Origin of the sequence: Variovorax sp. PAMC26660, assembly GCF_014302995.1 — a bacterium.
In the GTDB taxonomy this organism is placed as follows: Bacteria; Pseudomonadota; Gammaproteobacteria; order Burkholderiales; family Burkholderiaceae_C; genus Variovorax.
The window spans coordinates 2,074,469-2,092,554 of record NZ_CP060295.1 but is presented as its reverse complement, the minus strand read 5'-3'; the positions used below and the strand labels follow the sequence as shown (position 1 = coordinate 2,092,554).

Annotated in this window: 15 protein-coding genes; 10 read left to right on the top strand and 5 right to left on the bottom strand. The window is 66.9% G+C overall.

Features of this window, described 5'->3' with window-relative positions; translation table 11 throughout:
* Positions 1 to 245: 245 nt before the first annotated feature.
* Positions 246 to 629 carry a RidA family protein gene (locus H7F35_RS10100; RefSeq protein ID WP_187112747.1) on the bottom strand — a complete coding sequence of 128 codons (384 nt, stop codon included), beginning with the start codon at positions 627 to 629 and terminating at the stop codon, positions 246 to 248.
* A gap of 223 nt (positions 630 to 852) precedes the next feature.
* Here H7F35_RS10100 and H7F35_RS10095 point away from each other — a divergent pair, with 223 nt between their 5' ends.
* The 6 genes from H7F35_RS10095 to H7F35_RS10070 all read left to right on the top strand — a co-directional run bounded on the left by H7F35_RS10095 (position 853) and on the right by H7F35_RS10070 (position 7,069).
* The gene (locus tag H7F35_RS10095; RefSeq protein WP_187112746.1) at positions 853 to 1,485 is read left to right on the top strand and encodes a response regulator transcription factor; all 633 of its coding nucleotides are present in this window, start codon (positions 853 to 855) and stop codon (positions 1,483 to 1,485) included.
* A 110-nt stretch (positions 1,486 to 1,595) separates the two neighbouring features.
* Positions 1,596 to 2,309, top strand: a complete 714-nt coding sequence (locus H7F35_RS10090; RefSeq protein WP_261803589.1) for a CHAP domain-containing protein — start codon at positions 1,596 to 1,598, stop codon at positions 2,307 to 2,309.
* A 193-nt stretch (positions 2,310 to 2,502) separates the two neighbouring features.
* The gene (gene xylF, locus H7F35_RS10085) at positions 2,503 to 3,525 is read left to right on the top strand and encodes a D-xylose ABC transporter substrate-binding protein (RefSeq protein WP_187112745.1); all 1,023 of its coding nucleotides are present in this window, start codon (positions 2,503 to 2,505) and stop codon (positions 3,523 to 3,525) included.
* 108 nt (positions 3,526 to 3,633) lie between these two features.
* Entirely contained in the window at positions 3,634 to 4,824 is a 1,191-nt protein-coding gene (locus tag H7F35_RS10080; RefSeq protein WP_187112744.1) for a sugar ABC transporter permease, read from the top strand.
* Positions 4,825 to 5,121: 297 nt separating this feature from the next.
* On the top strand, positions 5,122 to 5,913 hold the full coding sequence (locus H7F35_RS10075; protein WP_187112743.1) for an ATP-binding cassette domain-containing protein: 792 nt from the start codon (positions 5,122 to 5,124) through the stop codon (positions 5,911 to 5,913).
* 37 nt (positions 5,914 to 5,950) lie between these two features.
* Positions 5,951 to 7,069 (top strand): ROK family protein, encoded by a 1,119-nt coding sequence (locus H7F35_RS10070; protein ID WP_410010786.1) that lies wholly within the window; start codon positions 5,951 to 5,953, stop codon positions 7,067 to 7,069.
* An 8-nt stretch (positions 7,070 to 7,077) separates the two neighbouring features.
* Here H7F35_RS10070 and H7F35_RS10065 read toward each other — a convergent pair whose 3' ends face one another.
* Positions 7,078 to 8,388 (bottom strand): helix-turn-helix domain-containing protein, encoded by a 1,311-nt coding sequence (locus H7F35_RS10065; RefSeq protein ID WP_187112741.1) that lies wholly within the window; start codon positions 8,386 to 8,388, stop codon positions 7,078 to 7,080.
* A gap of 133 nt (positions 8,389 to 8,521) precedes the next feature.
* Here H7F35_RS10065 and H7F35_RS10060 point away from each other — a divergent pair, with 133 nt between their 5' ends.
* Positions 8,522 to 10,642, top strand: coding sequence for a PQQ-dependent dehydrogenase, methanol/ethanol family (locus H7F35_RS10060; RefSeq protein WP_187112740.1), 2,121 nt, complete (start codon positions 8,522 to 8,524; stop codon positions 10,640 to 10,642).
* A gap of 84 nt (positions 10,643 to 10,726) precedes the next feature.
* On the opposite strand, the gene H7F35_RS10055 is transcribed toward H7F35_RS10060, so the two are convergent.
* Positions 10,727 to 11,701: a tripartite tricarboxylate transporter substrate-binding protein gene (locus H7F35_RS10055; protein ID WP_187112739.1), complete on the bottom strand. Its 975-nt coding sequence runs from the start codon at positions 11,699 to 11,701 to the stop codon at positions 10,727 to 10,729.
* A gap of 210 nt (positions 11,702 to 11,911) precedes the next feature.
* On the opposite strand from H7F35_RS10055, the gene H7F35_RS10050 reads away from it, so the two are divergent.
* Complete coding sequence (locus tag H7F35_RS10050; protein WP_187112738.1) at positions 11,912 to 13,120, top strand: M48 family metallopeptidase; 1,209 nt, start codon at positions 11,912 to 11,914, stop codon at positions 13,118 to 13,120.
* Between the two features lie 117 nt (positions 13,121 to 13,237).
* On the opposite strand, the gene H7F35_RS10045 is transcribed toward H7F35_RS10050, so the two are convergent.
* Complete coding sequence (locus H7F35_RS10045; RefSeq protein WP_261803588.1) at positions 13,238 to 14,395, bottom strand: citrate synthase; 1,158 nt, start codon at positions 14,393 to 14,395, stop codon at positions 13,238 to 13,240.
* A gap of 83 nt (positions 14,396 to 14,478) precedes the next feature.
* Between H7F35_RS10045 and H7F35_RS10040 the strand changes: the two genes are divergently transcribed.
* Positions 14,479 to 15,600 carry a citrate synthase/methylcitrate synthase gene (locus tag H7F35_RS10040; protein ID WP_187112737.1) on the top strand — a complete coding sequence of 374 codons (1,122 nt, stop codon included), beginning with the start codon at positions 14,479 to 14,481 and terminating at the stop codon, positions 15,598 to 15,600.
* 89 nt (positions 15,601 to 15,689) lie between these two features.
* Entirely contained in the window at positions 15,690 to 16,706 is a 1,017-nt protein-coding gene (locus H7F35_RS10035) for a hypothetical protein (protein WP_187112736.1), read from the top strand.
* Here H7F35_RS10035 and H7F35_RS10030 read toward each other — a convergent pair.
* Positions 16,697 to 17,944, bottom strand: a complete 1,248-nt coding sequence (locus H7F35_RS10030) for a phenylacetate--CoA ligase family protein (protein WP_187112735.1) — start codon at positions 17,942 to 17,944, stop codon at positions 16,697 to 16,699. The genes H7F35_RS10035 and H7F35_RS10030 overlap by 10 nt on opposite strands.
* Positions 17,945 to 18,086 lie beyond the last annotated feature (142 nt).

The following is an 18,086-nucleotide window of genomic DNA, read 5'->3' as shown; positions in this document are numbered from 1 at the left end:
AGTCACGGTTATCCACAGTTGGATCGACGGCCCTGAAGTTGTTCTTTATTTCGAGACAGCTCGAAAGCACAGGTGCACACAGTGACACAGGCACGACAAGTCGTTGTCAGCCAACGGAAAAAGCGCACTGTCCACAGGAGGGGTTTACCCTTATCTACTACTACTACTATATTAATTAAGAAGAATTAATAAAGAAGAAGCGCAGAAGTCCGGACGCGATCGAGAGCGTTCGAGTGCCGGTCAGGTCACTCGATGACGGCCACCGCTTCGACTTCGATCAGCAGGTCCGGCCGCGCGAGCCTCGACACTTCCACGAGGCTGCATGCCGGCAGCGGTACCTGGAAAAACCGGTCCCTCGCTTCGCGAAACGCCGCGAGCTGCGAGGCATCGGCCAGGAACACCGTCAGCTTCACCACATCGCGCAGCCCGGCTTCGCTGGCAGCCAGTGCGGTGCGCAGGTTTTCAAACACCTGGGTCGTCTGCAAGAGCAGGTTGTCCGGCCCAACGAGACGGCCTTCAGCGTCCAGCGCGATCTGGCCCGACACGTAGAGCGTGCGGCGCGCGACGACTTCGACCACATGGCTGTAGCCGGTCGGCGGGTGCAAGGCGGGTGGGTTCGAATGCTTCATCTGTGCTTTTCTCCAAGGGTGACGAGCCGCAGCATGCCGCATCCGCTGACGCCAGCCCAGGCGAACGCGCGCGGCTCCTACACCGCCGAAAGACACGCCAGCGTTCGGTTGCAGGACAACAGCCCGACCCGCTGTTGCGCCGCCTGATCGGCGAAAGCGTGTGGCATCGTGCTGGCCTCCCCTCGCTTCTTGCGTCCATGAACCTGCCCGGAGGCACACATCCATGATCAAAATCGGCATCGTTGACGACCACGCCGTCGTTCGCACGGGCCTCAAGGCCTTCTTCTCCACCTTTGTCGATTTCCGGGTGGTCGGCGAAGCCGGCACCGGCCGCGAAGCCATCGACCTCGTGCGCACCGTCGACATGGATGTTCTTGTGATGGACCTGTCCATGCCCGGGCAAAGCGGCATCGACGCGCTCGCGATGGTGCGCGCCAAGGCGCCGGACCTCGGCGTGCTGATCCTCAGCGGCTATCCGGAAGAGCACTACGCGGTCAACCTGATTCGCCAGGGCGCCTCGGGCTACCTCAACAAGGAATGCCAGCCGGAAGAAATCGCCAAGGCCATCCGCACGGTCGCGCTGGGGCGCCGCTACATCTCGGCCTCGGTCGCCGAACTGCTCGCGGGCCAACTGGAACGCAAGGACAGCGCGCCGCCGCACAAGCATCTGTCGGAGCGCGAGTTCCAGGTGTTCCTGAAGCTCGCCAAGGGCGAATCGGTGGGCAGCATCGGCGAGGCGCTGTCTCTGTCGGTGAAGACCATCAGCACCTACCGCACGCGGCTCATGGAGAAGATGAATCTCTCCACCAACAGCGACCTGACCTACTACGCCATCAAGACGCAGCTGATCGATTGAGGGCTCCGCGCGGTGAGGGCGGCGGATGACTTTCGGCACTGGTGGGCGCGCCGTTGTTCCCGCATCTTCGGGTAGCCTCCGTCGCTCATGCCACTCGCCCGCCCGCTCCCATGCGCTTCCCGTTTCCTGTCTCTTCGTCCGATCGACACGCACACGCCACCGCGCTGGCCGGTGACGGAGGCCAGCGCATGCCGGGCGCGATGAACTGGCGTCGCGTCGCTGTCGCGGCGGCCGCGCTCGCGGGCCTGGCCGGTGCCGGCTACTGGGCCGTGACCTGCTTCAACCTCAACCCGACGCGCGAGGTCGGTGCGGTGGTCGACGAGTTCAACGGCGTGAAGGTCTACTACAACGGCGGCGTGAACAACTCCGAGGGCCGCAACCTGTACCGCGACGGCTACAACCTGGGCATCAAGTACCAGTGCGTGGAGTTCGTCAAACGCTACTACTTCGAGCGCTTCAGCCACCGCATGCCCGACCCCTACGGCCATGCGCGCGACTTCTACGATCCGCAGACGGCACAGGGCGCGCTGAACGGCAAGCGCGCGCTCGTCCAGTACCGCAACGGGCAGGACGAGAAGCCGAAGGTGGACGACCTGATCGTGTTCGCTCCCACGCTCTTCAATCCCTACGGACATGTCGCGATCGTTGCCGGCGTGTCCGATCGCGAGGTCGAGATCGTCCAGCAGAACCCCGGCCCGTTCGCGGACAGCAGGGCGCGCCTTGCGATGGATGCCACCGGCGGTCGCTGGACGGTGGCGAACGGTGCACTTGGCTGGCTGCGCCCTGCGGCTGCATCGCCATCGGCGGTCTCCGAACCGCACTGACCAGACCCCCCGATACCCTCCGGGCGCGACGCGGCCGGCGCTTTGCCTGCCCGCCGGCTTTGCGCGCGCGCACCGTCCGGGAATTCCCGGATGCCAAGCCCGTGGCAGCGATGGGATAGTTAGTTCGCCCTTCAAACTAACTAATTTCTTACACGGCTTTCTTGTCGGGCGAACCAACTCTGGAGAGACATCGATGCAACTGAAACACACCCTGGCCGCCATGGCTTTCGGTCTCACGGCCGTGGGCGCGATGGCGCAGACCGTGGTCGGCGTGAGCTGGTCCAACTTCCAGGAAGAGCGCTGGAAGACCGACGAAGCCGCGATCAAGGCCGAGCTGGAGAAGCTCGGCGCCAAGTACATCAGTGCCGATGCGGGCGGCTCGCCCGAGAAGCAGTTGGGCGACATCGAAGGCCTGATGGCCAAGGGCGCCAAGGCGCTCATCGTGCTCGCCATGGACAAGGACGCGATCCTGCCCGCCGTCACCAAGGCCACGCGCCAGAAGGTGCCCGTGGTCGCCTATGACCGGCTGATCGAGGCGCCCGGCGTCTTCTACATCACCTTCGACAACGTCGAGGTCGGCCGCATGGAGGCGCGCGAGGTCTTCAAGGTCAAGCCCAAGGGCAACTACGTGATCATCAAGGGCTCGCCGAGCGACCCGAACGCCGACTTCCTGCGCGCCGGCCAGCAAGAGGTGCTGGCGGACGCGATCAAGAAGGGCGACATCAAGATCGTCGGCGACGAATACACCGAAGGCTGGAAGCCCGAGGTCGCGCAGAAGAACATGGAGCAGATCCTCACCAAGGCCGGCAACAAGGTCGACGCGGTGGTCGCGGCCAACGACGGCACGGCCGGCGGCGCGGTGGCGGCGCTTTCGGCCAAGGGCATCCGCGGCATTCCGGTGTCGGGGCAGGACGCCGACTTCGCCGCGCTCAACCGCATCGCGCTCGGCACGCAGACCGCCACCATCTGGAAGGACTCGCGCGAACTCGGCCGCGAAGCCGCCATCGCCGCCGTTGCGCTGGCAGCGGGCAAGCCGGTCGACAAGGCCGCGCCGTGGGCTGGCGGCGCCAAGAAGATCTCGCTGTCCTCGCGCCTGCTGACGCCGGTGCCGATCACGCGCGACAACCTCGACGTGATCGTCAAGGCCGGCTGGATCAAGAAGGACGAGCTGTGCAAGGGCGCCACGGGTGCCACTGCGCCCGCAGCCTGCAAGTAAGACGGGCGCCAAGCCGCCGTCAGTCAATCCGCGCCATGCCGTGTCCGGCCACCCCTTGCGGGGCTGGCCCGGGCCCGGTCGCGCTCCTGTTTCGAGGGGGTCCTACAAATGAGCAATGAAACTCCAGGCTGGTGGCGCCGCACGGGCATCGACCTGCGGCTGATCCTGATGTGCCTGCTGCTGGTGGCAATGGGCGTGGTCTTCAGCGTCATGTCGGGCGGCGTGTTCCTGTCGCCCGAGAACCTGTACAACGTCGCGCAGCAGACGGCCGTGGTCGGCATCGTGTCGACCGTGATGGTGCTGATCATCGTGGCGCGCCACATCGACCTGTCAGTCGGTTCGGTGATGGGTTTTGTCGGCGTGCTGATCGCCTATCTGCAATACACCTCGGGCTGGTCGTGGCCCACGGCCTGCCTCGCGGGGCTCGCGGTGGCGCTGCTGGTGTCGATCTACCAGGGCTGGCTCACGGCGGTGCTGGGCGTGCCTTCGTTCGTGGTCACGCTCGGCGGCCTGATGTCGTTTCGCGGCGCGGCCTTCCTGGTGGCCGACGGCAAGACGCAGCCGGTCAACGACGAATTTTTCCAGCGCCTGGGCGGCGGCTACGACGGCGGCATCGGCACCACGGCGAGCTGGGTGCTCGCGGCGGTGGTGGCGCTGGTGCTGTTCGGGCGCATGGTGCAAAAGCGCCGCGCGCGCCAGCGCTACGACATGCCGACCGAGGCGCTGTGGCTCGACGTGCTGATCACCGCCGTGCCGGTGGCCGTGGTGTTCGCCTTCGCGGCGGTCATGAACAACTATCAGATCTCGTCCAAGAGCGAGCCGCAGGGCATTCCGATTCCGGTGCTGATCTGGGCCGCTGTGGCCATCGTGCTGTCGTTCATCGTGCACCGCACGCGCTTTGGCCGCTATGTGTTCGCGATGGGCGGCAACCCGGACGCGGCGGCGCTGGTGGGCATTCCCGTCAAGCGCGTCACGCTGATGCTGTTCGCCTTGCTGGCGGTGCTGGTCACCATCGCGGCCATCGTGTCGATCGCGCGGCTCAACGCGGGCACCAATTCGCTGGGCACGGGCATGGAGCTGTATGTGATCGCGGCGGCCGTCATCGGCGGCACGGCGCTCGCGGGCGGCAGCGGTTCGATCTTCGGCTCGGTGCTGGGGGCGCTGATCATGCAGTCGCTCGACAGCGGCATGTTGTTGCTCGATGTGCCGATCGGCAAGCGCATGGTCATCATCGGACAGGTGCTGATTGTGGCGGTGGTGTTCGACGTGCTGTATCGCCGCAAGTTTGGGGAGAGCTGAAATGGAGCGCTGTTCTTCAGGGCGTCGCTCACGCCGACACGGTGCTCTTTTTCGCGAATGTCCCCCGCTTCGCTCCTCCTTTATTTCGCGAAAAAGAGCCCCGTATCGGCGCGAGCGTTGGACAGCGCAGTTGTTGATCAGCGATACACCAGCAGCGTGTCCAAGTGCGAATGACGCCAGGTGCTCCCCGCAGCGAAATAAAGGAGGAGCGAAGCGGGGGACATTCGCGGAGGGGAGCACCTGGTGTCATTCGCACGCACCCCGAACAGCAGCGCCCAAACGAAGCGGAACACTGAAATGACCGACATCTCAAAACCCTTGGTAGAACTGAAAGAAATCCGCAAGTCCTTTGGCGGCGTCAAGGCCGTGGACGGCGTGAGCGTCAACCTCTATCCCGGCGAAGTGGTCGCACTGCTCGGCCACAACGGCGCGGGCAAGTCCACGCTGATGAAGATGCTCGCGGGCGCCTATCCCATCGACTCGGGCGACACGCTCATCGCGGGCGAAAAAGTCAACATCCGCACGCCCTCCGAAGCACAAGCGCAAGGCATCGAGACCATCTACCAGACGCTCGCACTGGCCGACAACCTCGACTCGGTGTCGAACCTCTTCCTCGGCCGCGAGAAGATGACGCGCTGGAACACGCTCGACGACCACTTCATGGAAGTGCAGGCGCGCAAGGTGTTCCATCGCCTCAACAAGAACTTCACCAACATCCGCGTGCCGGTGCGGCGCCTATCGGGCGGGCAGCGGCAGGTGGTGGCGATCTCGCGGGCGCTGTACTTCAACGCGCGCATCCTCATCATGGACGAGCCCTGCGCCGCGCTCGGCCCCGAAGAAACCGCGATGGTCGGCGGCCTCGTGCGGCAGCTCAAGGCCGACGGCGTGGGCATCTTCTTGATCACGCACGACATGCCCGATGTGTTCTCGCTGAGCGACCGCCTCGCCGTGATGAAGAACGGCAAGCTGGTAGGCACCTACCGCACCGCCGACGTGACCGAAGACGAAGTGCTGGGCATGATCATCGCGGGCAAGCGGCCCGAAGGAAAAGAACAAGCCCATCACGCCGACGCCGCAGCGGTCGCCTGACGTGAAGACCATCGGCGACCAGCAACTGCTCAAGCGCATGAATCGCAGCGTGCTGCTGCGGCTGCTGCGCGCGCAGCCGGGCCTGTCGCGCGCACGCCTTGCAACCGAGAGCGGCCTGACCAAATCGACCGTGAGCCTGCTGGTGCGCGAGCTGATCGACGAAGGCTGGCTGAGCGAATCGGGCGCTGCGGTGGCCGATGGATTGGGTCGGCCTTCGACACCGCTGGAAATCAACGTCGGCGTGCGCGCATTGATGGGCGTGGAGATCGCCGTCGAGACGGTGCGCCTCGTCTGCGTCTCGCTGCAAGGCGAGGTGCTGTACTCGGACACGCATGCATTGACCGATGGTTCCCCGGCCGGCGTGTGCGCGCAGGTCGCGCGCATGGCTGCTGCGGCGCACGTGCACCTGAAGGAGCTGGGCCTGCGCCTGTCGAGCATCGGCGTGTGCGTGCCCGGCGCGGTGGACGACTGCACCGGCGTGGTCCGCTTCGCACCCAACCTCGGCTGGCGCAACGTGAATCTGCTGCCGGCACTCGAGAAAGCCTTCGCTGCAGTGGGCTTGCCTGGTGTGACAGTGCAACTGCAGAACGACGCCGACGCCGCTGTGCTCGGCGAGTACGAGTTCGCTGCGGGTGAGGGCGAAGACCCGCTGATCTTCGTCAACTGCGACGTGGGCGTGGGGGCCGGCGTGGTGCTGAACGACCGCCTTTTCACCGGTGCGCAAGGCATGGCCGGCGAGATCGGCCACACCATCCTCCAGCTCGACGGACCCTTGTGCTCCTGCGGCCGGCGCGGCTGCGCCGAAGCCTTCTTCGGCTCGCGCGTGCTCGAGCGCAAGGGCGCCGACGTGCAACGTGCTGCCGCCTTCTTCGGCGTGCTGCTGCAGAACCTGTGGGTCACCTTCAATCCGCGCGCCATCGTGCTCGGTGGCAAGGCCTGCGCGGAGCATCGCGGCTTTGCGCAAGCGGCATTCGAGAGCGTCAAGCGCCATGCCGATGGCGCCGGCATGCCGGCGCCCGACCTGCGCACTGCGCGCTATGACGCGCTGGCGCCGGCGGTGGGGGCGGCTGCGCTCGCCTTGCATGAATACCTGCGGCCGTTGCAGCCCGATGCGAAGGCGCGGCGTGCGCGTGCGCTGGCCCGCGCGGTAGCCTGATCAGTCAGTCAGTCCGCCGCGGGGGCAGCTTCCGTTTCTGCATCGCCCCAGCCGCGCATGCGGCGATACAGCGTGCCGCGCGACACGCGCAACTGCCGCGCGGCCTGCGACACATTGCCGCCGTGCGCCGCCAGCGTGTCTTCGATCAGCTTGCGGCTGTGCTCGCGCAGCGTCTTCGTGTGAGGTGCGGCTTCTGCATCGGCATCGCTGTCGTCGGCCGGCGCGTCCGCACGGGCGTCGTCGACGGCCTCCGTCTGCACATGCCGCTCGATGGCAATGGATGCGCCGCCCGCGTGGGCGACGCCCATACCGCCGGGCATCGCCACCGAATGCCGGAAGTCCACGCCATCCGGTCCCTTCAGATGCGCCTGCACCCACACGCCGAGCCCACTTGCCAGCCGCAGCGGTTGCGCTGCTTCGCGACGCCCCAGCCGCAGCAGGCTCGCCAGGTCGTGGCCCAGCAGGCATTCGACATCGCGCTCGTCCGCCGCCTCGGGCAGGCGCCCCAGCAGCCGCGCTCCCGCGTTGTTGAGCCACGCGATGGTGCCGTCGGGCGCGATGCCGGCCAGCGCTTCGAGCGGTGTGCCGAGCAAGGTCGGGTTGGACTGGAAGCGCAGGATCAGATGGTCGCGCGACTGCGCCTGCAGCAGCCGGTTCTCGATGGTCGTCGCGTGGATCGCCACCATCGACGCCGCATCGAAGCCGAAGCGCCGCGACTCCACCGTGAGGTCGAGCACGCCGGCCAGCCGGCCCGTCACGTCGCGGATCGGCGCGGCTGCGCACTGCATGTGGCTCAGCACGTCGAAGTAATGCTCCGCGCCATCGACCGTGCAGGCCTGCCCGGTGGTGGCGACGATGCCGGGCGCCGTGGTGCCGACGATGCGCTCGGAGATGTTCACGCCCACGCGCGCGGTCTTGCGCAGCACCGGTTGGTGCGCGTCGCCCGGCTGGTTGCTGACATGCACCACCACGCCGTCGGGGTCGGTCAGGATCACGCGGCAATCGGTGCCCGCGAGCATGTGCTCCATCTGCCCGAGTTCGGGCCGCGCCACGTCGAGCAGCTCGCGGTTGCGCGCGAGCGTGGTGTGCAGCCGGCTCGGCGTGACTGCGTCGAAAGGCACGATGCGTTGACGGTCGCTGTGCGTGCGGCTGCAGCGCATCCACGACTGCAGCACCGCCTCGCCGATCAGCCCCGAGGGGCGCACGCCTTCCTCGAAGAACTGCTGCCGCGCAAGCGCCACGCGCTGCGCCGGCGTGCTGGCGAAGAGCTGGCGCGGCGCATCCGCCGTGCCGAGCCGCTCGAACTTGTCTGGGGACATGGGGTTCGCTGCCTCGCTGGATTCGGGACCAGCAGCGAATGTGTTCCGCAATGGAACAGCGCCGGACTGGGGAAATCCCGGGGGTGAGCGCGAAGGCCGTGCGCGCGATCCTTGCACCACAAGGAGACCCACGATGAAAAAAACACACTCCGGGCTGTTCATGCTCGCCGGCGCATTGCTGTGCCTGAACGCATCGACGGCCACGGCCCAGAATTCAACGGCCCCTCAAGACCGCGCCGCGGCCGCCACGAAACGGGTCGACGGCAACTTCATCCGCGCCAACGCGGCGCAGAAGAAAACGCCCGACTGGCCCAGCGTGGGGCTCGACTATTCCGAGTCGCGCTTCAGCCAGCTCGACCAGGTGAACGCCGGCAACGTGAAAGACCTGGGGCTGGTCTGGTCGTACAACCTCGAATCGACACGCGGTGTGGAAGCCACGCCGCTGGTGGTGGACGGCATCATGTACGTCACCGCCTCGTGGAGCGTGGTGCATGCCATCGACACGCGCACCGGGCAGAAGCTGTGGACCTTCGATCCGCAGGTCGATAAGTCCAAAGGCTACAAGGGCTGCTGCGACGTGGTGAACCGCGGTGTGGCCATCTACGAAGGCAAGGTCTACGTGGCCGCCTTCGATGGCCGCCTCATCGCGCTCGATGCGGCCACCGGCAAGACCGTCTGGGAGAAGGACACGCTCGAGGGCCAGAAGGGCAGCTACACCATCACCGGCGCGCCGCGCGTGTTCAAGGGCAAGGTCATCATCGGCAACGGCGGCGCCGAGTACGGCGTGCGCGGCTTCGTCACTGCCTATGACGCCAACACCGGCGCCCAGAAGTGGCGCTGGTTCGTGGTGCCCGGCGATCCGAGCAAGCCCTTCGAGGACGCGTCGATGGCGCGTGCCGCCAAGACCTGGGACCCTTCGGCCAAGTACTGGGAAGCCGGCGGCGGCGGCACCGCGTGGGACAGCTTCGCCTTCGACCCCGAACTCAACCTGATGTACGTGGGCACCGGCAACGGCTCGCCGTGGTCGCACAAGGCGCGCAGCCCCAAGGGCGGCGACAACCTCTACCTGGGCTCGGTGGTGGCGCTCGACCCCGACACCGGCAAGTACAAGTGGCACTACCAGGAGACGCCCGGCGACAACTGGGACTACACCTCCACGCAGTCGATGATCCTGGCCAACGTGAAGGTCGATGGCAAGCCGCGCAAGGTGCTGCTGCATGCGCCGAAGAACGGCTTCTTCTTCGTCATCGACCGCACCAACGGCAAGTTCATCTCGGCGAAGAACTTCACCGAAGTGAACTGGGCCTCGGGCTACGACAAGAACGGCCGGCCGATCGGCATTGCTTCCGCGCGCGACGGCACCAAGCCCAACGACGCCATCCCCGGCCCCTTCGGCGCGCACAACTGGCACCCGATGTCGTTCAACCCGCAGACGGGTTACGCGTACCTGCCCGCGCAGCATGTGCCGATCAACCTGATGGACGACAAGGACTGGAAGTTCAACGAAGACGTGCCGGGCCGCCCGCATGCGGGCCTGGGCTGGAACCTCGCCAAGTTCGCCAACGTCGAGCCGCCCACGAGCAAGCCCTTCGGCCGCCTCGTGGCCTGGGACCCGGTGACGCAGAAGGAAGCCTGGGGCGTGGACTATGTGTCGCCATGGAACGGCGGCACGCTCACCACCGCCGGCAACCTCGTGTTCCAGGGCACGGCCGACGGCCGCCTGCTGGCCTACAACGCGAAGAACGGCGAGAAGCTGTGGGAGACGCCCACCGGCACCGGCGTGGTGGCCGCGCCCTCGACTTACATGGTCGACGGCAAGCAGTACGTGTCGGTGGCCGTGGGCTGGGGCGGCGTGTATGGCCTGGCGCAGCGCGCCACCGAGAAGCAGGGGCCGGGCACGGTCTACACCTTCGCGGTCGGCGGCACGGCCAAGATGCCGGACTTCGTGCAGTACCGCATGGACAAGCTGGTGCAGGGCGTGAAGTACGACCCCGCGAAGGTCCAGGCCGGCACCATGCTCTACGTGAGCAACTGCGTGTTCTGCCACGGCGTGCCGGGCGTGGACCGCGGCGGCAACATCCCGAACCTGGGCTACATGGATGCGGCGTACATCGAGAACCTCGACAAGTTCGTGCTGAAGGGCCCGGCGATGGCGCGCGGCATGCCGGACTTCACCGGCAAGCTCTCGGGCGAGGAGATCGAGAGCATCAAGGCCTTCATCCAGGGGACGGCGGACGCGATCCGGCCGAAGTAAGTCGCCTGGCTTGCGCCCAAGAAAAAGCCGCCGGTCCCGAAAGGGGCGGCGGCTTTTTGCCTGGTTGCCGGCAGGCGGCGCAGATCAGTCGGCGTACACGCCAGCGGCCTTGATGATCGGGCCCCACTTGGCGATCTCGGCCACGACGAACTTCTTGTGCTCGGCCGGCTCGGTGCGCTTGTCGGTGGTGATCACCGCGCCCAGCGCTTCTTCACGCTTGATGAAGCCCGGGTCCTTCATGGCCGCATTGATGGCTTCGTTGAGTTTCTTGAGCACCGGTGCCGGCGTGCCCTTGGGCGCGTACACGCCGTGCCAGATCGCCACTTCGAAGCCCTTCAGGCCCGACTCGTCCAGCGTCGGCAGGTCTTTCAGCGCAGGCGTGGTCAGGCGCTTGGCGGTGGTCACGGCATAGGCCTTGACCTTCTTGGCTTCGATCTGCGACGTGGTGTTGGTGGTCTGGTCGCACAGCAGGTCGATCTGGCCGCCCAGCAGGTCGGCGATGGCGGGGGCCGTGCCCTTGTAGGGCACCGGCGTCATCTCGACCTTGATCGCGCTCTGGAACAGCAGGCCGCACAGGTGCGACGCAGCGCCCAGGCCGGCATTGCCCAGGTTGATCTTGCCCTTGTTGGCGGCAATCCAGGTCGTCAGTTCCTTGTAGTTGTTGGCGGGCAGGCCGGGTTTGCCGATCAGCGTCATCGGCACTTCATTGACCATGCCCAGGTACTCGAAGTCGGTCTCGACGTTGAACGGCAGCTTGCGGTACAGCGCGGGCATGGTGGACATGCCGATGTGGTTGAGCAGCAGTGTGTAGCCGTCCGGGTTGGCGCGTGCCACCTTGGCCGTGCCGATGGAACTGCCCGCACCCGCCGTGTTGTCCACCACGATCGTGGTGCCGAGGGTCTTCTGCATGGCTTCGGCGAGGTCGCGCGCCACACGGTCGGTCGGGCCGCCGGCCGCGAAAGGCACCACCAGCGTGACGGTCTTGTTCCCGGGGAAATCCTGGGCGTGAGCACCGGCAGTGGCGGCGGCAATCGCCGCGAGGGCGAGCAGTTTCTTCATGATGTCTCCGAGAGGGGGTAAAAAGGCCGCGATCTTATAGGCTGACCGGAGCCTGACCTATACCGAATAGCCCTTAGGCGGCGCTCAAAATCTGCCCCACTGTGGGGCATGATGCGCGTCGGCATATCGCATGCGCATGCCGCGCCGGGGAGGCGCGAAAAACAACCACAACATCGCGGCCGTCACGGCCGCATCGAGGAGGAAATTCCAATGGATCCATGGGTTTATTCGCGCGAGCGCTGGCTCGGCACCATCACGCTCGTGCTCGGCCTTCTGGTCTGGCTGCTGCTGATCGTCGGCACGTTCGGCCTTGCGCTCGTCTACGTGCTGCTGGGTTTCATCGGCTACGTGTTCGCGCAGTCGGCCGTCATTACCTGGATCAAGGGCACGGCCGTCAAGCTCTCGCCCACCCAGTTGCCTGAACTGCACGCGCGCTTCACCGCCTGCTGCGGCTACCTCGGCATCGAGAAACAGCCCGAGGCCTACCTGCTGCACGGCAACGGCATGTTCAACGCATTCGCCACCCGCTTCTTCGGCCGCAACTTCGTGGTGCTGCTGTCCGACGTGGTCGACGCCATGGACGCGCAGCCCGACGGCATCAACTTCTACATCGGCCATGAGCTGGGCCACATCCGGCGCGGCCATCTCACGGGCCACATCTGGCGCGCCCCGGTGCTGTGGCTGCCGCTGCTCGGCGCCGCCTATGCACGCGCCAAGGAATACACCTGCGACCTGCACGGTGCCGCGTGCTGCGAAGAGCCCGACTCCGCGCCCCGCGCGCTCGCGGCGCTGGCGGCCGGTGCCCAGCAGTGGCGCAACGTCGACCTGCAGGGTTATGCGAACCAGTCGGCCGGCAACAGCGGCTTCTGGGCCTCGTTCCATGAACTGATCGGTGGCTACCCGTGGCTCACCAAGCGCGTGGCGCGCGCCATCGACCCGGCCGCGGTGCTGCCGAGCCGCAACCCGCTGGCCTACCTGCTCGCGATCTTCGTGCCCTATGCGGGCCGTGCCGGCGGGGGCGCTGCGGGCGTGCTGATCGTCGTGGCCGTCATCGGCGTGGCGGCCGCTGCGGCGATTCCGGCGTACCAGGACTACACCGCGCGCGCGACGGTCGCGCAGGCGTGGGCGGAAGGCGCGCCGGTGCGCGAGGCGCTCGCCAGCTATTACACGGAGAAGGAAGAGATTCCCGACACGCTTGCTGCGGCCAATGCGCCTGAGACCCTGCCCGGTGGCTCGGTGCTGACGCTCGACCCCGAGACGATGGTGGTCGAGGCCACGCTGCCCAAGCTGCCCAGAGGGATGAGCGGCCTGCTGCGCATGGAGCCTTCGGCTGCTGACAACGGCATCGTCTGGCATTGCGGGCGGGGTGAAGATTTGCCGGCCAAGCTGCTGCCGCTCAGCTGCCGCAAGGCGAAGTAGGGCCGTCCCAATGTGTTCGGGGGACATTCGCGAAAAAGAGCACCGTGTCGGCGAGAGCGCGCCCTGAACAGCAGCGCCAAAAACGCACAAACGCGACGAATCAAAGAGCGCGTTGTCTTATGACGCGGCAGGCCCCGTATACCGCGCACGCGGCCGTATCAGTTGCCCCGTGGCCTGCTGCTCCAGCACATGGGCCGTCCAGCCAACGGTGCGTGACAGTGCGAACAGCGTGAGCGGTGCGCCGGCCGGCAGCTTGTGCACCACTGCCAATGCGGCCAGCGCAAAGTCGATGTTCACTGCCTCCCCGAGCAGCTTCTCGCCGACCTCGCGCAACTCGGTGAAAGCGGGCGGCAGTTCGACGTGGGCCAGCAATGCGCTGCATCGCGCGTCGCCTTTCGGATAGAGCGGGTGCCCGAAGGCCGCCAGCGGCCGGTCGTGCGCAAGCCACTCGCGCACTGCAGCCTCGGTGCCGATGGCCGACGCGTTGCGCATCAGCGCCTGCACTGCCGCCGAGGCGCCACCGTGCAAAGGCCCTGTCAGCGTGGAGAGTCCTGTGAGCAGGCACGCGGCGAGCGAGGCGCCCGTCGATGCGGTCACGCGCGCCGCGAAGGTCGATGCGTTGAGTTCGTGGTCGGCCAGCAGCACCAGCACGCGGCGCAAGTCGTTGGCCGCGCGGGGGCGGCGCCAAGCCGAAGCCAGCCGTGTGTGCAGCGCCACTGCTTTCGCCGGTGCGGGGCCGATCAGCGCATCGGCCAGCGTGCCGATCACATCCGCCGCCTCGGCCTGCAGCACGGCGCGTGAGCGGCCACGCGTGGGCGGATCGACGGCGGCACGTGCCGCCAGTGCAAGCAGGCCGGCTTGCAAGGGGGTCGCGTCTTGGCGAGTCACGGCCACGGGCGCAACAGCCATGAAACGCGGCGGCGCGCTTTCCCACAGCAGGCCCGCCACGTCTTCCAGCGTTGCGTGCTCCGCAAGCACGCACGCGTCCTGCCCGCGATAGAGAAGCCGTCCCTCGGCCACCGTCGACACCGCCGACGCCAGCACCGGCTCGCCCCACTGGATCGTTTCGCTCGCCACTGCTTCGGAGCTGCGCCGCCCGCGCGTGCGCGCCGCGATGCGCTGCACGTCGTCGCGGTGATAGAGGCTGCGCCTCGGGTCCGTCGCATCGGGCTTGGCGCGGATGCGGCCACGGCTCACGCTCGCATAGAGGGTCTGCGGGCGAACCTGCATCAGTTCGAGGGCTTCGCCAGCGGGAAGCCAGAGTGCGGTCTTCATCATCATGTTGATGGAATAAATCAAGATTGACGTCAATGTCAGTGTGGCCAGAATCAATGACATCGTCAAACCAGGAGAGAACGATGATTGAAGAGAACGGCCTCGAAGGCGTGGTGGCCGCGCACACGGTGTTGTCGGAAGTGGATGGCGCCGAAGGCCGGCTGGTGATCCGTGGCCACACGCTCGACGAGATCGCGCAGAACTGGCGCTTCGAAGACGTGGTGGCGCTGCTGTTCAAGGGCTTCTTCGACACGTTGCCCGACAATGCCGCCGCGCTGCGCACCGCCCTCAGCCGCGCGCGCCGCGAAGTCTTCGAGCGCCTGCAGCCCAACGACGACGCGGTGCTGCGCCGGCTGCCGCCCATCGAGGCGGTGCGCGCGCTGCTCGCACGCCTGCCCGATGGCGACGACCTGCCAACTGCGCTGCGCCTCGTGGCCGCGCCCGCGGTCTACACCGCGGCCGTGATGCGCTGGCGCCTGGGCGTGCAGGCACTCGCACCCGACGAGACCCTGCCGCATGCCGTCGACATGCTGCGCATGCTGCACGGCCGCACCCCCACGGCCGCGCAAGGCGCCGCGCTCGACACCTACCTCGTCACCGTCTGCGACCACGGCCTCAATGCCTCGACCTTCGCCGCGCGCGTGGTGGCCTCCACCGGCGCGGGGTTGGCGTCGGCCGTGCTCGCCGGCATCAGCGCACTGAAGGGCCCGCTGCATGGTGGTGCGCCCGGCCCGGTGCTCGATGCGCTCGATGCCATCGGCATCGCCGCCAATGCGCGCAATTGGCTCGAAGGCGCGGTGGCCAGCGGGCAGCGCCTGATGGGTTTCGGCCATCGCATTTACCGCGTGCGCGATCCGCGCGCCGATGCGCTCAAGGGCGCGCTGCAGCGGTTGAGCACCGAAGGCAGCGTCAACGCCGCGCGCTTTGAACTGGCGCAGGCGGCCGAGCAGGCCGCACTTGCCATCCTGCGCGAGAAGAAGCCCGACCGTGCGCTGGAAACCAACGTCGAGTTCTACACCGCGCTGCTGCTCGAAGCCCTGGGCTTCGACCGCGAGAGCTTCACCTGCGTGTTCGCGGCCGGCCGTGTGAGCGGATGGGTTGCGCATGCACGCGAGCAGGTGCAAAAGGGCCGGCTCATTCGTCCGCAGTCGGTGTACGTGGGGCCTGTGCCCGAGGAGGCTGGCGAAGCCGCACTCGCGCACTGAGCCTACAAGGCGCACAGCCCGTCATCCGATACCCTCGCAGTCTTCGCATGCCGGCTGCGGCATGCGCGATTCAACGCGAAAGTACTCCCATGACGGCGAACCCCTCCCACTCACGCGCGCTGCGCCTGCCCCGCGACTTCGCATTCATCGCGGTGGGCCTCGACGCGCTCCTGTTCGTGATCAACATGGCCGTGCTGCTCCTGCCTTCCACGCCGCAGGCCGGGCAGATGCGCCATGCGTACGCCATTCCCGGCGTCTGGATCATGCTGCTCGCCGGCATCGCCATGTCGTGGGTGCTGGTGGCGGCGCTCTCGTGGAGTCACGCACGCAACGCGCTCGAAAGGCAAGGCGTGGCCCATGTGGCACTGGCGGGTGACGCAAGGCTTCGCTTCGGTGGCGTGTGGGTGCTGGCGATGGTGCTGAACTACTACGTGCTCACACCGCTGTTCTACGAGGCGCAGGTGCTCTTCATGCCGGGCGGCCAGTTCGCGGAGGTCTTCGGCTCTTCGCTGCGCTTCTCGATGGGCGTGGCCATGGTGCTGCAGTCGCTCATCCAGCTGACGGTGATCGTGCTTGGCCTGTGGCTGGCGGCGCGCATTGCGCTGATGAAGAGCCGCACCGCATCGGCGCATGCGGAACAACTGACACCCGCCGAGGTGCCCGGTGGTGCATCGCCGCGCCGGGCTGTTGCGATGGTCGCGGCAGCCGTTTTCGCGGGGCTCCAACTGTGGAGCGGCCTTGCCGTGGCGCGCTGGGCGCCCCCCGCCAGCGACGTCGGGGCGTCGACATTGCTGCTGACCTGGGTGCTGCCCGCGCTCGTGACCTTCGCGCTCGCTTTCTGGGGCGGCTGGCTCGGCACGCGGCCGGGCCTGTCGATCGTGCGCCCCTTCCGGGCCGTGGCGTCCGCGGTGTCGGCTTTCCTGCTGGTACAGGCGGGCTGCATCGTCATCGCGATCGCCTGGCTGTTCCTGGCGGCGAAGGCCTCGTTCAGCTTCTACAACGGCGGCGTCATCAGCTTCGTGCTGGCGCTGGTGCTGCTCTACATGGTGTTGACGGTGCTGCTGGTGCGCGTCACCACGCGCCGATTGTACCGCCGCTACTTGTAGCTGCGCGCGTCCTCGATCACCTTGCCATCGTTGGGCAGGCTGCCCGGCGCCACCAGTTCGATGGTGCCGCGCAGCTTGGTCACTTCGCGCACCGCATCGGCAATGCGCGCGTCGAGCCCGGCCGGCGCGCCCGCGCATTCGAGCCTGAAGGTCATCTGGTCGTCGCCCATTTCTCCGGACACCACGAGGCGCGCGCGCAGGATCTCCGGAAAACGCCGCGCGATCTCCGCGACTTGCGACGGATGCACGAACATGCCGCGCACCTTGGTGGTCTGGTCGGCGCGGCCGAGCCAGCCCTTGATGCGCTTGTTGGTGCGGCCGGTGGGACAGGTGCCTGCGAGCACCGCCGAAAGATCGCCGGTGCCGAAGCGCACGAGCGGGTAGTCGGGGTTGAAGCTGGTAACGACAACCTCGCCGACTTCGCCATCGGGCACCGGGTCGCCGGTGCCGGGCCGCACGATCTCGACCAGCACGCCTTCATCGATCACCAGCCCTTCGCGCGCGCTGGTCTCGTAAGCGATGAGACCCAGGTCGGCGGTGGCATAGCACTGCGTGCCCTTCACGCCGTGCGCGGCAATCCAGTCGTGCAGGCTCGGCGGAAAGGCTTCGCCGGAAACGAGGGCCTTGGTGAGCGAGGGCAGCTTCAGCCCTTTCTCTTCGGCCTTCTCCAGCAGGATCTTCAGGAAGCTCGGCGTGCCTGCATAGCCTTCGGGCTTGAGGTCGACAATGGCTTCGAGCTGTTGTTCGGTCTGGCCGGTGCCGCCCGCGAACACGGTGCAGCCCATCGCATGCGCGCCGCTTTCCATGATCGAACCTGCGGGCGTCATGTGATAGCTGAAGCTGTTGTGAATCAGCTCGCCACCCCGAAAACCTGCGGCATGCAGAGCCCGCGCGGTGCGCCAATAGTCGCGCGCTTCGCCTTCGGGTTCGTAGATGGTGCCGGGGCTCGCGAAGATGCGCGGCATGCGCGGCCCGCGCACGATGGATGCAAAGCCGCCGAACGGATCGGCTGCACGGCGTGTCTTTTGCAGGTCGAGCAATTCCGACTTGCGCGTGACGGGCAGCTTGGCGAGTGCTTCGCGTGTTGTGACGTCTGCCGGCTTCACGCCGTCGAGGATCTTGGAGAACGCGGACGTCGCGGTCTGCGCTTGTGTGATCTGCTTGGGCAGTGCGGCCAGCAGGTCGCGCTCGCGCTCGGCGGGGTCGCGGATTTCAAGCTTGTCGTAGTGGTCGGTCATGTCCGTACCCTTCATCTTTCAATTCGGTGTTCCACCACGGGGGTGTGAGGCCTGTGACGCATTGCCAATACGGGAGCGGGTGTGCGGTCTGTTCGGGGCGAGTGCGAATGACACCGGGAGCTCCCCTCCGCGAATGTCCCCC

Bases quoted from the DNA above. Each gene is read 5' to 3' on its own strand.
- H7F35_RS10100 (WP_187112747.1), bottom strand. From the start codon at position 629: ATGAAGCATTCGAACCCACCCGCCTTGCACCCGCCGACCGGCTACAGC.
- H7F35_RS10095 (WP_187112746.1), top strand. From the start codon at position 853: ATGATCAAAATCGGCATCGTTGACGACCACGCCGTCGTTCGCACGGGC.
- H7F35_RS10090 (WP_261803589.1), top strand. From the start codon at position 1,596: ATGCGCTTCCCGTTTCCTGTCTCTTCGTCCGATCGACACGCACACGCC.
- xylF (WP_187112745.1), top strand. From the start codon at position 2,503: ATGCAACTGAAACACACCCTGGCCGCCATGGCTTTCGGTCTCACGGCC.
- H7F35_RS10080 (WP_187112744.1), top strand. From the start codon at position 3,634: ATGAGCAATGAAACTCCAGGCTGGTGGCGCCGCACGGGCATCGACCTG.
- H7F35_RS10075 (WP_187112743.1), top strand. From the start codon at position 5,122: ATGACCGACATCTCAAAACCCTTGGTAGAACTGAAAGAAATCCGCAAG.
- H7F35_RS10070 (WP_410010786.1), top strand. From the start codon at position 5,951: ATGAATCGCAGCGTGCTGCTGCGGCTGCTGCGCGCGCAGCCGGGCCTG.
- H7F35_RS10065 (WP_187112741.1), bottom strand. From the start codon at position 8,388: ATGTCCCCAGACAAGTTCGAGCGGCTCGGCACGGCGGATGCGCCGCGC.
- H7F35_RS10060 (WP_187112740.1), top strand. From the start codon at position 8,522: ATGAAAAAAACACACTCCGGGCTGTTCATGCTCGCCGGCGCATTGCTG.
- H7F35_RS10055 (WP_187112739.1), bottom strand. From the start codon at position 11,701: ATGAAGAAACTGCTCGCCCTCGCGGCGATTGCCGCCGCCACTGCCGGT.
- H7F35_RS10050 (WP_187112738.1), top strand. From the start codon at position 11,912: ATGGATCCATGGGTTTATTCGCGCGAGCGCTGGCTCGGCACCATCACG.
- H7F35_RS10045 (WP_261803588.1), bottom strand. From the start codon at position 14,395: ATGAAGACCGCACTCTGGCTTCCCGCTGGCGAAGCCCTCGAACTGATG.
- H7F35_RS10040 (WP_187112737.1), top strand. From the start codon at position 14,479: ATGATTGAAGAGAACGGCCTCGAAGGCGTGGTGGCCGCGCACACGGTG.
- H7F35_RS10035 (WP_187112736.1), top strand. From the start codon at position 15,690: ATGACGGCGAACCCCTCCCACTCACGCGCGCTGCGCCTGCCCCGCGAC.
- H7F35_RS10030 (WP_187112735.1), bottom strand. From the start codon at position 17,944: ATGACCGACCACTACGACAAGCTTGAAATCCGCGACCCCGCCGAGCGC.